The sequence below is a fragment of the Janthinobacterium salmonicoloratum genome (genome assembly GCF_051380845.1).
Classification (GTDB): Bacteria; Pseudomonadota; Gammaproteobacteria; order Burkholderiales; family Burkholderiaceae_D; genus Janthinobacterium; species Janthinobacterium lividum_F.
Genome location: NZ_JBNYXV010000002.1, coordinates 455,210 through 469,060 on the forward strand (window position 1 = coordinate 455,210; position 13,851 = coordinate 469,060).

Consider the following 13,851-nt stretch of genomic DNA (forward strand, 5'->3'; position numbering starts at 1 on the left):
AAATTGTTATTTCTGCTGGCCGCGTTCGGCGCTGCGGCGCAACAACCTGTTTTTCCGATCACCGCACCGCGTCTGGGACCCATGGAACTGCGCCAATTACGCTACTTTGTTGCCATCGTCGACCACGGCTCGCTGTCGCGCGCTGCCCTGATCCTGCACGTAGCGCAGCCGGCACTGACGCAGCAGCTACGCCAGCTGGAAGAGGAACTGGGCGTGCAGCTGCTGCACCGCTCGGCCCAGGGCGTGCTCAGCACGGACGCGGGCAAGGTGTTTTACGAACATGCGCAGGCGATCCTGAAACAGGTGGCCGACGCCCGCTCGGCCGTCACGCAAAGCGCCACGCGGCCGTCCGGCAATGTCACCCTGGGCTTGCCGCACAGCATCTCCGGCGCCCTGGCCCTGCCCCTGCTGCTGGCCGCGCGCGAACGCTACCCCGAGATCACCCTGCAACTGACGGAAGAAATCACGGGCAACCTCAATGAACAGCTCAAATCTGGCCGCATCAACCTGGCCGTGCTGTTCGACGATGGCCAGCTGTCGCCGTTTGCCTGCAGCCCGCTGGTGGAAGAAGAGATGCGTTTTATTTGCCGCAGCGATTCGCCGCTCGCGCCTGCCGGCCATGCCGTGTCATTCCAGCAAGCCTTGAGCGCCACCCTGATCCTGCCGGGCCTGCAGCATGGCGTGCGCCCGCGCATCGACAGCCGCGCGCGCGAACTGGGCCTGGAGACGGCAAACGTGATCGAGATCAACTCGATCGCCATCCTGAAATCGGCCATCCTGGCCGGTATGGGCGCCACCATCTTGCCGGCCGCGCCCCTGCTGGCCGAACTGGACAGTGGCGCCATGCGCAGCTACGCCATCCACAGCCCCGTGCTATCGCGCACGGTGGCGCTGTGCGCCTCAAAAAACATTCCCCTGACGAATGCGGGCAACGCCGTGAAAAACCTCGTGCTGCAAGTGGCCGCCGAGCTGTGCGGCAGCGGGCGCTGGGTGGGGGCGAACGTACTCTCGCCCATGGCATAAGTATTTCTTATACCCCCATCGTCAAAGCGTATTTGCCCACTCCCCTGACTCGTTCTACACTGACCACATTAACTATTTTAAATTTAAACTAGTTATGTGCCGCCCACACGCGGCCATCCCGTCTGCACAGCGCACGCCTTACCGGGCGCGCGCCTTGTACAGCCGCTATCTGAAACACCCTTTTGGAGACAGCCATGTCCGTGACCACGGAAAACGGCTCCGCAGCGTTCGCTAGAAACGCCGGTGCCGCGCCATCTACGCCCCCCGACACTTCCCGTTTGACCACCGTCAGCCTCGACGACAAATACACGGCCACTTCCGGCGCCATCTTCCTGTCCGGCATCCAGGCCCTCGTGCGCCTGCCCATGATGCAGCGCTTGCGCGACCAGGCCGCCGGACTGAATACGGCCGGCTTCATTTCCGGCTACCGCGGCTCGCCCCTGGGCGGCCTCGACGAGAACCTGTGGAAAGCCAAGAAACAGCTGGAAGCGCACCACGTGCAGTTCGTGCCTGGCGTCAACGAAGACTTGGCCGCCACGGCCGTCTGGGGTTCGCAGCAAGTGGACCTGATCGGACCGGCCAAGTACGACGGCGTGTTCGCCATGTGGTACGGCAAGGGCCCGGGAGTGGACCGCTGCGGCGATGTCTTCAAACACATGAACCATGCGGGAACCTCGAAACTGGGCGGCGTGCTGCTGGTGGCCGGCGACGACCATGGCGCATATTCATCGACCCTGCCGCACCAGTCCGACCATCTGTTCTCCGCCTCGATGATCCCCGTCTTGTATCCATGCAATGTGCAGGAATACCTGGACCTGGGCATCCACGGCTGGGCCATGTCGCGCTTTTCCGGCTGCACGGTGGCCTTCAAGGCACTGGCCGACACGGTCGAATCGTCGGCCTCCATCGATGCCGACCCATTCCGCGTGGAAGTGAAGATTCCGCAAGACTTCATCATGCCCGAAGGCGGCCTGAACGCGCGCCTGTCGAGCATCCCGCTGGGCCAGCAGGCGCGCAACCAGGAAGCGCTGATGCAGGACTACAAGATCTATGCGGCCCTGGCCTATGCGCGCGAAAACAAGCTCAACCACACCACCATCGATAGCCCGAATGCCAAGCTGGGCATCATCGCGTCCGGCAAGTCCTACCTGGACGTGCTCGAAGCGCTGGAAGAGCTGGGCATCGACGAGCAGATGGCGGCCGACGTCGGCATGCGTTTGTTCAAGGTGGCCATGCCGTGGCCGCTGGAACCGGACAGCGTGCGTGAGTTTGCGCAAGGTCTCGATGAAATCCTCGTGGTAGAAGAGAAACGGCAAATCGTCGAATACCAGCTCAAGGAGCAGCTGTACAACTGGCGCGACGACGTGCGCCCTAGAGTCATCGGCAAGTTCGATGAAAAAGGCGAATGGGTGGCGCCGCGCGGCGAATGGCTGCTCACTTCCAAGGCGGATTTTTCCGTCTCGCAAGTGGCGCGTGTCATCGCCAGCCGCATCGCACGCCTGATTTCCGACCCCGTTACCTGCGACTTGATCAAGGCGCGGCTGAGTTTCCTCGACGCCAAGGATGCGGTCTTGAAAAAGGCCGTCAACACGCCGTTCCGTCCCGCCTTTTACTGCTCCGGCTGCCCGCACAACACCTCGACCAAGGTGCCGGACGGCAGCCTGGCGCTGGCCGGTATCGGCTGCCACGTGATGGCCACCTCGATCTACCCGGAAATGAACAAGCTGACCACGCACATGGGCGGCGAAGGCGCGCCGTGGATCGGGCAAGCCGCGTTCTCGGAATTGCCGCACGTGTTCCAGAACCTGGGCGACGGCACGTATTTCCACTCGGGCTATCTGGCCATCCGCGCCGCGCAGGCGGCCAAGGTGAACATCACCTACAAGATTCTCTACAACGACGCCGTCGCCATGACGGGCGGCCAGCCCGTGGACGGCTTGATCACCGTGCCCATGATGGCGCAGCAAGTGGCGGCCGAAGGCATCGCCCGCATCGCGCTGGTGACGGAAGATTTATCGCGCTACAGCGACCGCAGCAACCTGCCCGCCCACGTGACCTTGCACGACCGCAAGGACATGGATGCCGTACAGCGCGAATTGCGCGAAGTGCAAGGCGTGTCCGTGCTGATCTACGACCAGACCTGCGCAGCCGAGAAACGCCGGCGCCGCAAAAAAGGCGAGTATCCGGACGTGGCCAAACGCATGGTCATCAACGACGCCGTCTGCGAAGGCTGCGGCGACTGCGGCGTGCAGTCGAACTGCGTGTCGATCTTGCCGAAAGAGACGGAATTTGGCCGCAAGCGCACCATCGACCAATCCTCGTGCAACAAGGATTATTCGTGCGCTAAGGGCTTTTGCCCCAGCTTCGTCACTGTCGAAGGCGGCAACCTGAAGAAAACGAAAACAGGCGCTGGCAAGCCGGGCGACACGGACAACTTCGGCCCCCTGCCGGAACCCGTCCTGCCCGCCTGCGACGCGCCGTACAACATCCTGATCAACGGTATCGGCGGCACGGGCGTCATCACCGTGGGCGCGCTGATGGGCATGGCGGCGCACCTGGAAGGCAAGGGCGCGTCCGTGCTGGACATGACGGGGATGTCGCAAAAGAACGGTTCCGTCACGTCACACGTGAAAATCGCCAAATCGCCTGCGCACATCCGCGCCCAGCGCATCGCCACGGGCGAAGCGGACCTGATCTTAGGCTGCGACATGCTGACGGCCGGCGCGCAGGATGCCGTGTCGAAAATGCGCCCCGGCCGCAGCTTGGCCGTCGTCAACCTGCACGAGCAGCCGCCAGGCACGTTTGCGCAGAATGCCGACTGGCAATATCCAACGGCGGAAGTGCGCCAGCTGATCGAGGAATCCGTGGGCGGCGCGGACGCTGCCGACTTCATCGACGCGACCAAGTTGGCCACGGCGCTGATGGGCGACTCCATCGCCGCCAATCTGTTCATGCTCGGTTACGCCTGGCAAAAGGGCCGCATCCCGTTGACGGAAGCGGCCTTGCTGCGCGCCATCGAACTCAATGGCGTGGGCATCGAGTCGAACAAGAAGAGTTTCCTCTGGGGCCGCCGCGCCGCCGTCGATGTGCGCAAAGTGACACAGATCGCCACGCCGTCGCAAGCGATCATCGTGCAAATGCCGCAAAGCCTCGATAGCGTCATCAAGAAGCGCGTGGAGTTCCTCACCGCGTATCAAAATGCCGCGTATGCGGACGGTTATCTGACCCTCGTCAAACAGGTGCGCGACCGCGAAAACACCCTGGGACTGGGCCAAAAGCTGTCGACGGCTGTCGCCAAGAGCTACTTCAAATTGCTGGCCTACAAGGACGAGTACGAAGTGGCGCGCCTGTACACGGATGGCCGTTTCGTGGAGCAATTGCAGCAGCAGTTCGAAGGCAGTTTCTCCGTGAAATTCAACCTGGCGCCGCCGCTGTTCGCGAAAAAGGATGCGAAAGGTCATCTGGTGAAAGCGGAGTTCGGTTCCTGGATGTGGCGCGCCTTCAAGCTGCTGGCGAAAGCCAAGGGTCTGCGCGGCGGCACCTTCGACATCTTCGGTTATACGGCCGAGCGCAAGATGGAACGCGCGCTGATCGTCGAATACCGCGAACTGCTGGCCGGCCTGCTGGTCAACCTGACGGCAGAGAACCTGTCTACCTGCGTGGAACTGGCCTCCCTACCCGAAAAAGTCCGCGGCTTCGGCCACGTCAAGGAAGCGGCCGTCGACACGTATCGCAAGGACAAGGCGAGATTGCTGGCGGTGCTGGCGGATGGCAGCAAGCACGCGGCCTAAGCCAGTCAAAGGCCTTGAAGGAAAAACGCAGAGCCTCGGCTCTGCGTTTTTTTTCATTCAGGGCAGCGTCCCACCGTCGCTCCCGGCAACAGCACCGGTTGCCAGATTTCCTGCAGCCGTTCCGGCGGCGTGCCCGCCAGCAGGGATTGCAGCATTTCGACCATCTTGGCGCCGGCGCGGCGCAGGTCGGGCTGGTCGATGGTGGTGACATTGATGCCGATCAAGGTGTCTTCCACATTGCCCCAGACGATGACGGAGACCTCCTTGCCGATCTCGATGCCCGCATCCATCAGCGCGCGCACCACGCCCACGCCGGACAGATGATTATCGACGATGACGGCCGTGGGACGGGGCGAGCAGGCCAGCAATTGCTGCATGGCCTGGTAGCCGCTGCGGCGGTCGAAGGTATTGTCGAGCAAATAGTGGGGATCCAGCGGCAAACCCGCTTGCGCCATGCAGCGGATAAAGCTTTCCTTGCGCTCGTAGGCAAAATGCAAATCCAGCGGCGCGCTCAGCAGGGCGATGCGCTGATGGCCATGCGCCGCCAGGAAAGACACGGCCAGGTCGATGCCCGTATCGTTGTCGTAGTCAAAATACGCATACGGCGCGTCGATGCGCGTGCGGCCATTCGCGACAAAGGGAAAGCCCACCTTCGTCAGGTAGGCGATGCGCTCATCGACCACCTTGGTGCGGCCCACCACGAGGCCATCGACCTGGCGACCGCGCACCATGGTTTCATATGAGGGCTGTTCATTCTGCGGCGACACGGGCGCGATGATCAAACTCATCTTCGACGCTTCGACGGCGTCGGACATGCCGTTCACCACGGAAAGAAAGACGCTATCACCCAGGTCGCTGGGCAGCAGGGGATAGATCATGCCCAGCACATTGGTACGGCCAACGGCCAGACTGCGCGCGAGCGGATTGGGCCGGTAGCCGACTTTCTTGGCGGCGGCCAGGACGATTTCACGGGTGCGGGAATTGACTTCCGGATAGCCGTTCAACGCCCTGCTGACTGTCGTTTTCGACATGCCGAGGGCAATTGCGAGGCTCTTGAGATTCATGTTAACTACCTGTCTGTATGGCAAAAGAAACCAACTCTGACCGTCAATTATAGCCCAGAGCGCCAAACAGACCGCGCATTAGCGTGCGCAGACACGGTAGAAAAACAACAACATATTGACTATTTAAAAAGCAATGTTTTTAATGTTGCCACTTTCACCTCTCCGCAACACCATATCGGTAATGACAGCAAAAACAAGGCTACAAACGACAGCAGGTACTCACTTTTACAACTGCCGCACCAGCTTAAGCATGCCAATTTGGCAACACAGGGCACGCACGATAAAATTATCAAGAAAACATAATTTACTGGAAGTGTGCGAGAATTTGTCCTACTCTTGATTCAGGTAAAGGTTACCGCTCGGCATGTTGCGCCTGGCGCAGCACATCGCCCCGGGCTCCCTCTCCTTCTGCACGCCTGGACATACTCTCAAAGGTAAACAATATGGTCACGCTAACGTCCGTCAACAACTTGCAAGCCTCGCTGGCCACGGCACAGCGCCGGGTCGAGCAAGGCCAGAACCAGGTGCAGCGTGACAGTGAACAGCTGGCGCAAAGCCGCCAGTTGCTGGCGCGGGAACAGGAATCGCTGAGCCAGACACAGCGCAGCAGCCAGCAAGCCCAGGCCGATGCCCCGGCCGCCGTCAAGGCGCCGCAACTGGACCAGGCGATCAAGGTGGCCGTGCCGCAGCAGGCGGCCCCCGCCGCGCCGAAAAGCACGCCCCAGCTGAACGGCTATGGCCAGACCCTGGGGCGCCTGATCGACGTGACGGCTTGAGGCACACTTAGCTTACTTCACCATCTCCTCTTCCAGCATCGCCAGCCACCATTTCTCGCCCTTCTTCGGCTGCGCCAGGTCGACCGCCTCGCCCATTTGAGGCGTGGCCAGGTTCACTCCCTGCTTTGCCGCCAGCCCCGTGATGCGATCGAACGGTTCATGCCAGGCGTGCAAACCCAGGTCAAAGGTGCCGTTATGCACGGGCATCAGCCACTTGCCGCGCAAGTCCAGGTGGGCTTGCAAAGTCTGTTCCGGCTGCATGTGTACGTCCGGCCAGAGTTTGTCGTAGGCGCCCGTCTCGATCATGGTCACGTCGAAGGGACCGTACTTGTCGCCGATCTGCTTGAAACCGTCGAAATAGCCGGAGTCGCCGCTGAAAAACACGCGCACGTCCGGCGCATCGATGACCCATGAAGCCCACAGGGTTTGATTGCCATCAAACAAGCCGCGCCCCGAGAAATGCTGCGACGGCGTGGCGACGAGTTTCACGCCAGCAATCGTTGTGCCTTGCCACCAGTCGAATTGCTGCACCTTCTCCTTCGGCACGCCCCATTCGACCAGGGTATCGCCCACGCCCAGCGGCGCGACGAAGTGTTCGGTCTTGGCGGCCAGTTGCAGCACGGCGGCATGGTCGAGGTGGTCATAATGGTCATGCGACAGGATCACGGCCTTAATCGGCGGCAAGTCGGCGATGCTGATGGGCGGCTGGTGAAACCGCTTCGGTCCTGCCCACTGCACGGGCGAGGCGCGCTCTGAAAACACGGGGTCGGTGAGGAAGAATTCATTGTTGAGTTTCAGCAGCAGGGTTGAGTGGCCGAGACGAAACAGGCTGTTGTCAGGCGCGGCCAGCAGCTGCGCCTGGGTCAGCGCTTGCACGGGCACAGCGGCAGCCGGCACCGTGCTGTCCGGTTTATCAAAGAAAAATGTCCACATCAGCTTGAGCGTTGCTGTCGTGCCCAGCTTGTGCATCTGCACGGGATTGCGGAACTTGCCTTCGTGGCGTTGTGGTGACAAGGTTGAGGAAGAAGCGGGCGCAGCAGGTGCAGCGCGCAAGGTGCAAGAACTCATGATGATCAGGACTCCCAAGAATAAGATGCGGTGCAAGTGCATATGCGGCCCGGTAAATAAAATGCAAGGATTAAATTACACTACACAGTGTAGTTCCTATTTCTGGCAAAGTAAACCAAGAGGTGTAAAATATTGTTTTCAAAGGAGATTTTCAGCCATGGCCGCACCGCAACGCCTCACCGACCGCAAGCGCGTCGCCATCGTCGATGCCGCCATCGCCGAGTTTCGCGAGCACGGTTTTGATGCGACCAGCATGGACAGGATCGCTGCCACGGCCGCCGTTTCCAAGCGCACCGTGTACAACCATTTCCCCAGCAAGGACGAGTTGTTCGCGGAAATCCTGCAGCGCATGTGGGAAAGCAGCATGGCCCAGCCTGCCGTACCCTATGTGGCCGACCAGCCGCTACGCCCGCAAGTGCTGGCCCTGGTCGAGCAGAAAATGGACTTGCTGTGCGACCCGGCATTCATCGACCTGGCGCGCGTGATCTTTGGCGAAACCATCCACTCGCCCGAGCGCGCGCAAGCCATGGTGGCGCGCCTGAATGAAAAGGAAACGGGCCTGAATATCTGGATCCGTGCGGCGCAGCAAGATGGGCGCATCAAGGCGGGCGAGACGCTGGAAGTGGCGCACCTGCTGATGTCGCCACTGAAGACCTTTGCCTTCTGGCCACAGATCACCCTCGGTGAGCCTCTGCTGGGCCCGGCGCGCCGACGCGAAGTGACGGAACTGGCCGTCGATATCTTCCTGTGCTACTACGGCGTGGCAAAACAGACGGCATAAACGGGTGGCAAGTGGGCGGACAGCGTCTGCCAATGCTCGCCCTCGTCGCTGGAATACCAGGCCCCGCCCGTCGTCGACGCCATCAATAAACTGCGCCCATCATCGGCCAGCGCCAGCCCGTGGCGGTAGATAAGGTCGTAGCAATGCTGCTGCGGCAATCCCGCGCGCAACACCTCAAACGTTTTTCCGCCATCGCGCGTGCGCGTCACGGCCAGCGCCCCATCGATGGGAATGCGCAACACGTCCGCCTGCGCCGGCACGAACCAGGCCGTGTCGCCATCGCGCGGATGCACGGCCACGGCAAAGCCGAAATGCGACAGCGGCGCCGTGCTCACTTCCTGCCAGTGCCAGCCCGCATCGTGCGAACGCCAGATGCCATTATGGTGCTGGCACCACAGCGCCTCCGGCGTGCCGGCGCTGCGCACGATGCGGTGCGGGTCTTGCACGGCTTCGTTTTCATCGAGTTCGGGTGGCATGTAATCGGCGCGCATGCCCGTCGCGCTCAAGGCCCAGCTGGCGCCGCCATCGCTAGTCTGCCAGACGCCGCCGCAGGACACGCCGAGCAACACCTTGCGGCTGTCGCGCGGGTCGACGCAAATGCTGTGGATGCCGGGCACGTCGTAGCCGCCGCCAAACCACTGCGCCCGTTGCGGTACGTTCCACAAGGATTCCACCAGTTGCCAGCTGTCGCCACGGTCGCTTGAGCGGAACAGGCCGCCAGGCAGGGTGCCCGCCCACAAGACGCCAGGCTGGTCCGCACCGCCGGCCGCCAGCGCCCAGATCTGCCGCAAGGTCCAGTCCACCGTGTCGGTGCTGTCTTCCGGCTTGGCAGGATAGGCGGGCACGGCGACTTCCTGCCACGCGCTGGCGCCTGCGTCGAGACGGTGCAATTTGGCGCCGAAATGGCCCAGGTTCAGGGCCGCGTACAGGGTGCCGTCGCGGCCGTCGTGCAGCAGCATGGAAACGGGATCGCCGGCAAACTGCACCAGCGCCAGCTGCCAGGCGCCGGCCGCATCGACATCGAACTGGAACAAGCCCTTGCGGGTGCCGAGATACGCGCGCTGCGGGACTGCTGTCATGGCGTCAACCTCCTGAAAGTGCCTGCAAGATATACACCTGGCTGTCAGGCCGCAAGACGTCGTCCAGCACGCGCCGCTCGCGGCAGCGGGCGCCGTCGATGAAGATCACCACGTTGGGACGCAACGCGCCCTGCTCATCGAGCACGTAAGCGCGCAGGCGCGGCTGTTGCGCAAACGCGGCATCGAGGGCGGCGCGCAGGCGTGGTGCAGCCACCTCCACCGTGGGGACGTCGAGGAAGCGTGCCAGTTGTTGCGTAAAATGCAGATGCGCCATGCTGCCCTTCGACGTCGTCGGCTTCGACTCATTCTAGTCCCCTTTGCGGCCAATACAATTAAAATAGAGGCAAGCACACAAGGAGGCCAGGCATGACGATTACCCCGGAAGAACTAGCGGTGCTGATGCAGGAAGTGGAAGTGGCCGATCCCATCGATTTTGCCGACCTGCCCTTCGACGAGCAGGAATTGCGCGGGCTGATCGCCAACCACCTGTGCGAGATGGCCGACGCCATGGAAAGTTTCAGCCCGGAAGACCGCAACCTGGCACTGCTGGCCGTGGCAGCCAAGCTGGTGCTGGAAAACCTGGTATTGCACGTGCAACTGTTGCGCCGTCACGGCTTGCCCGTCAGCGACAGCGTGGACGCGCTGCTGCAGCGGCTCAAGGGAGGCAAGTCCTCCTAAGTCAGGCGACCGTGCGCACGGCCCGCGCCTGCACCGTGAGGTCGCTGTCCGCCACGGCCACGCAAGGCAGGATGTAGCCGTCGAGCCGCTCATCAGGGCTGATGCCGGGCCAGTCCACCGTGTAGCGCACCTGCCCCTCTGGCATGTGACAGAGGCAGGTACGGCAGGTGCCGTTGCGGCAGGAACTGAGCAGGCGGATACCGGCCAGCTCGGCGGCGGCCAGGAGAGTCGTACCCGCGTCGGCCGGGAATTGCCAGCCTTGCGGAACGATGGTGATGGTAAAGGAGCGCATGGCTCCAGTGTAACAGTCAGCTTGCCAAGGTCGTCCAGCTCGCGCCATCCGCATGGCTGCGCAGCACGGCTTCGGCAAAGGCCAGACCCGCCACGCCATCGGTGACAGTCGGCAACCAGCTGGCTTCCCTGGGCACGGGCAAACCCGATTGCAACGCGCGAATGCGCAAAGCCGCATCCAGGTACAGCTGGGCGAACGCTTCCAGATAGCCTTCCGGATGGCCGGCCGGCACCCGCGTGGCATGGCGCGCGGCAGCGCTGTCGACCCGGCCCGGACGCAGCAGCTGGCGGTTGCCGCCCTGCGGCGTGAGCCACAGTTCATTCGGTTGTTCCTGGTCAAAGTCCAGCTGCGCCTTGCTGCCAAACAAGCGCAGGCGTACCGTGTTTTCGCAACCCGTCGCCACCTGGCTGGCCCACAGCGTCCCTTTCGCCCCGTTGGCGTAGCGCAGCATCACCTGCACGTGGTCGTCCAGCGTGCGGTCGGGAACAAAGGTCGACAATTCCGCCAGCACAGAGTGCGGCGTCAAGCCGCTGACGAACTGCGCCAGGTGGTAGGCGTGCAAGCCCACGTCGAGCAGGGTGCCGCCGGGACCGGCCTTTTGCGGGTCGTTATGCCAGTTACCCTCGTTCATGCCACCAGCCGCGATCGCGTCGGCCAGCCAATCCTGCGAATACTCGACTTGCACGAGGCGCAGCTCGCCGATGTCGCCCGCCTCGACCAAGGCTTTCGCGTGGCGCAGCAGCGGATAGCCGCTGTAGGTATGCGTGAGCGCAAACAGCAGATTCTTGCGTTGCGCCAGCGCCGCCAGCGCCTGGCCTTCCGCCAGAGAGATTCCCAGCGGCTTGTCGCAAATCACGTGGATGCCCGCTTCCAGGAACGCCGTGGCGACGGGCGCATGCAAGTGATTCGGCGTGACGATGGCCACCGCCTCGATGCCGTCCGCGCGCGCGGCCTCCATCTGCGCCATGGCGCGGTAATCGCTGTAGCAGCGCTCGGGCGCCAGATGCAGCGCGGCGCCGCTCTCGCGCGCACGCTCCGGGTCGGACGACAGGGCGCCCGCCACCAGTTCATACTGGTCATCGATGCGTGCCGCGATGCGGTGCACGGCGCCAATAAATGCGCCCTGTCCGCCCCCTACCATGCCCAGCCGTAAGCGTCGCTGCATGTCGTCTCCTTATTTCAAGCCTAGCAAGTGATGAATTTGATCCTGGTCAACCGCACTGCCCGCAAAATCGTCGAACGCGTGCTCGGCCACGTGGATGATGTGCTCGCGGATGAAGCGCGCCCCTTCGGCCGCCCCATCTTCCGGATGTTTCAAACAGCATTCCCACTCCAGCACGGCCCAGCCGGGAAAATCGTATTGCGCCATCTTGGAAAAGATCGCCTTGAAATCGATCTGCCCATCGCCCAGCGAGCGGAAGCGCCCGGCGCGGTCTTGCCAGTCGCCATAGCCGCCATACACGCCCTGGCGCCCGTTGGGCCGGAATTCCGCATCTTTTACATGGAAAGCCTTGATGCGCGCATGATAAATGTCGATGAAAGCCAAGTAATCGAGCTGCTGCAGCACGAAGTGGCTGGGGTCGTACAAAATCGATGCGCGCGGGTGATCGTTGACGGCGGCCAGGAAGCGCTCGAACGTCACGCCGTCGTGCAAGTCCTCGCCCGGATGCAATTCATAGCAAAGGTCCACGCCGGCAGAGTCGAACGCATCGAGGATGGGCAGCCAGCGTTTCGCCAGCTCCGCGAATGCCGTTTCCACCAGGCCGGCGGGACGCTGCGGCCACGGGTACAGGTAGGGCCAGGCCAGCGCGCCGGAAAACGTCACGTGCGCCTGCAAACCCAGGCGCTGCGAGGCGGTGGCCGCCCACAGCAATTGCTGCGTGGCCCAGGCCGTGCGGGCAGCGGGATCGCCACGCACGTGTTCGGGCGCAAAGCCATCGAACAGCGCGTCGTAGGCGGGATGCACGGCGATCAGCTGGCCCTGCAAATGCGTCGACAGTTCCGTCACCTGCAAGCCGTGGCGCGCCAGCAGGGCCACCACATCGTCGCAATATTGCTGGCTGGCAGCCGCCTGCTCCAGGTCGAACAAGCGCGGCGCCGTGGGCAGTTGCAAGCCCTTGTAACCCAGGCCGGCCGCCCATTGTGCCAGGTGCTCGAGCGAATCGAACGGCGCTTCATCGCCGAGAAACTGGGCCAGGAAAATGGCCGGGCCCTGGATGGTTTTCATATCAATGTCCTGTTAGCTAAAGCCGGGGTCAGACCCTCACTGCCGCTAACGCACAGTTCATTGCTAGCGGGCAAGGGGGTCTGACCCCAGAATTTAAAAAGGCGAGTTCGGAAAGTAAAACTGCTTGGCGTTCTCGCGCGTGATCAGCACCGACGGGATGATGGTGTTGGCCGGCAATTTATCACCTTTCAGGCGCGCTTCCGTCGTCAGCTTGATGGCGTCGTACATGAATTTCGGCGAGTACGACACGTCGGCCACGATCAGCGGATCGGAACCGTCCATGATCTTTTTCACCGCGCCCTTCGCGCCCGCGCCGCCGAACACTTGCTTGATGTCCGTGCGCTTGGCCTGCGCGATGGCCTTTTGCACGCCGATGGCCATGTCGTCATCGGCGGCCCAGACGGCGTCGATATGTTTGAAGCGGGTCAGATAATCCTGCATGACCTTGAAGGCATCGTCGCGGTTCCAGTTGCCGTACTTGGCGTCCAGCACCTTGATCTCGGGATGGCCCTTCATCACGGCAGAAAACGCATCGTAGCGCTCGTTGTCGAGGGTGGTTGGCATGCCGCGCAGCACGACGATATTGCCCTTGCCATTCAGGCTTTTCGCCAGATACTCGGCCGGCAGCTTGCCGAAGGCCGTGTTGTCCCCGGCGATATACGCATCTTGCGACTGCGTGTTCGTCAAGCCGCGGTCGACCACCGTCACATACACGCCCTTGTTTTTGACTTGCGCCACGGGCTGCGTCAGCGAGGCGGATTCGATGGGGAAGATCACCAGGGTGTTGATCTTGTTCACTGTCAACATGTCCTGCAACTGGTTTGCCTGCTCGGGCGCCGTGGCGGCCGTCTTGACGATGATTTTCAGGCCCGGATGGGCTTTTTCCAGCTCCGCCTTGGCCTGGTTCGCCCACCACACGATGCCCGACGTGAAACTGTGCGTGGCCGTGGGTATGGCCACGCCCACCACCAGCTTATTTTCCACATTCGCGGCGGCCTGCGCACTCGGCAGCGCCCACGCCTGCATCACCAGCACTGCCATCCCTGCTACCCGTATAAAGCTCTTCATGCTG

The 13,851-nt window shown here is 62.4% G+C and carries 13 protein-coding genes; 5 read left to right on the forward strand and 8 right to left on the reverse strand.

Annotated elements, in window-relative coordinates; all coding sequences use genetic code 11:
• Positions 1-81: 81 nt before the first annotated feature.
• Entirely contained in the window at positions 82-1,023 is a 942-nt protein-coding gene (locus tag ACQ4WY_RS15255; RefSeq protein ID WP_436504994.1) for a LysR substrate-binding domain-containing protein, read from the forward strand.
• A gap of 194 nt (positions 1,024-1,217) precedes the next feature.
• A complete protein-coding gene (locus ACQ4WY_RS15260; protein ID WP_436504785.1) occupies positions 1,218-4,814 on the forward strand; it encodes an indolepyruvate ferredoxin oxidoreductase family protein in 3,597 nt (1,198 codons plus the stop codon).
• A gap of 53 nt (positions 4,815-4,867) precedes the next feature.
• On the opposite strand, the gene ACQ4WY_RS15265 is transcribed toward ACQ4WY_RS15260, so the two are convergent.
• Complete coding sequence (locus ACQ4WY_RS15265) at positions 4,868-5,878, reverse strand: substrate-binding domain-containing protein (RefSeq protein WP_353659265.1); 1,011 nt, start codon at positions 5,876-5,878, stop codon at positions 4,868-4,870.
• Positions 5,879-6,321: 443 nt separating this feature from the next.
• Between ACQ4WY_RS15265 and ACQ4WY_RS15270 the strand changes: the two genes are divergently transcribed.
• Positions 6,322-6,654, forward strand: coding sequence for a hypothetical protein (locus tag ACQ4WY_RS15270; protein WP_436504786.1), 333 nt, complete (start codon positions 6,322-6,324; stop codon positions 6,652-6,654).
• Between the two features lie 12 nt (positions 6,655-6,666).
• Here the strand turns inward: ACQ4WY_RS15270 and ACQ4WY_RS15275 are convergent, their stop codons facing one another.
• Complete coding sequence (locus ACQ4WY_RS15275) at positions 6,667-7,722, reverse strand: MBL fold metallo-hydrolase (RefSeq protein WP_436504787.1); 1,056 nt, start codon at positions 7,720-7,722, stop codon at positions 6,667-6,669.
• Between the two features lie 157 nt (positions 7,723-7,879).
• Between ACQ4WY_RS15275 and ACQ4WY_RS15280 the strand changes: the two genes are divergently transcribed.
• Complete coding sequence (locus tag ACQ4WY_RS15280) at positions 7,880-8,503, forward strand: TetR/AcrR family transcriptional regulator (RefSeq protein ID WP_353659268.1); 624 nt, start codon at positions 7,880-7,882, stop codon at positions 8,501-8,503.
• Here the strand turns inward: ACQ4WY_RS15280 and ACQ4WY_RS15285 are convergent.
• Together ACQ4WY_RS15285 and ACQ4WY_RS15290 are read right to left on the reverse strand one after the other, a co-directional pair.
• Positions 8,476-9,582: a WD40/YVTN/BNR-like repeat-containing protein gene (locus tag ACQ4WY_RS15285; protein ID WP_436504788.1), complete on the reverse strand. Its 1,107-nt coding sequence runs from the start codon at positions 9,580-9,582 to the stop codon at positions 8,476-8,478. The genes ACQ4WY_RS15280 and ACQ4WY_RS15285 overlap by 28 nt on opposite strands.
• A 4-nt stretch (positions 9,583-9,586) precedes the next feature.
• On the reverse strand, positions 9,587-9,856 hold the full coding sequence (locus tag ACQ4WY_RS15290) for a MoaD/ThiS family protein (RefSeq protein ID WP_353659270.1): 270 nt from the start codon (positions 9,854-9,856) through the stop codon (positions 9,587-9,589).
• A 92-nt stretch (positions 9,857-9,948) separates the two neighbouring features.
• Here ACQ4WY_RS15290 and ACQ4WY_RS15295 point away from each other — a divergent pair, with 92 nt between their 5' ends.
• Positions 9,949-10,260 carry a hypothetical protein gene (locus ACQ4WY_RS15295; RefSeq protein ID WP_035823702.1) on the forward strand — a complete coding sequence of 104 codons (312 nt, stop codon included), beginning with the start codon at positions 9,949-9,951 and terminating at the stop codon, positions 10,258-10,260.
• Position 10,261: 1 nt separating this feature from the next.
• On the opposite strand, the gene ACQ4WY_RS15300 is transcribed toward ACQ4WY_RS15295, so the two are convergent.
• The 4 genes from ACQ4WY_RS15300 to ACQ4WY_RS15315 form a co-directional block, all read right to left on the reverse strand.
• Positions 10,262-10,552 (reverse strand): 2Fe-2S iron-sulfur cluster-binding protein, encoded by a 291-nt coding sequence (locus ACQ4WY_RS15300; RefSeq protein ID WP_436504789.1) that lies wholly within the window; start codon positions 10,550-10,552, stop codon positions 10,262-10,264.
• Positions 10,553-10,568: 16 nt separating this feature from the next.
• Positions 10,569-11,717, reverse strand: coding sequence for a Gfo/Idh/MocA family protein (locus ACQ4WY_RS15305; protein ID WP_436504790.1), 1,149 nt, complete (start codon positions 11,715-11,717; stop codon positions 10,569-10,571).
• Between the two features lie 9 nt (positions 11,718-11,726).
• Positions 11,727-12,779: a sugar phosphate isomerase/epimerase family protein gene (locus ACQ4WY_RS15310; RefSeq protein WP_436504791.1), complete on the reverse strand. Its 1,053-nt coding sequence runs from the start codon at positions 12,777-12,779 to the stop codon at positions 11,727-11,729.
• 93 nt (positions 12,780-12,872) lie between these two features.
• Complete coding sequence (locus ACQ4WY_RS15315; protein WP_436479131.1) at positions 12,873-13,805, reverse strand: substrate-binding domain-containing protein; 933 nt, start codon at positions 13,803-13,805, stop codon at positions 12,873-12,875.
• Positions 13,806-13,851: the final 46 nt, after the last annotated feature.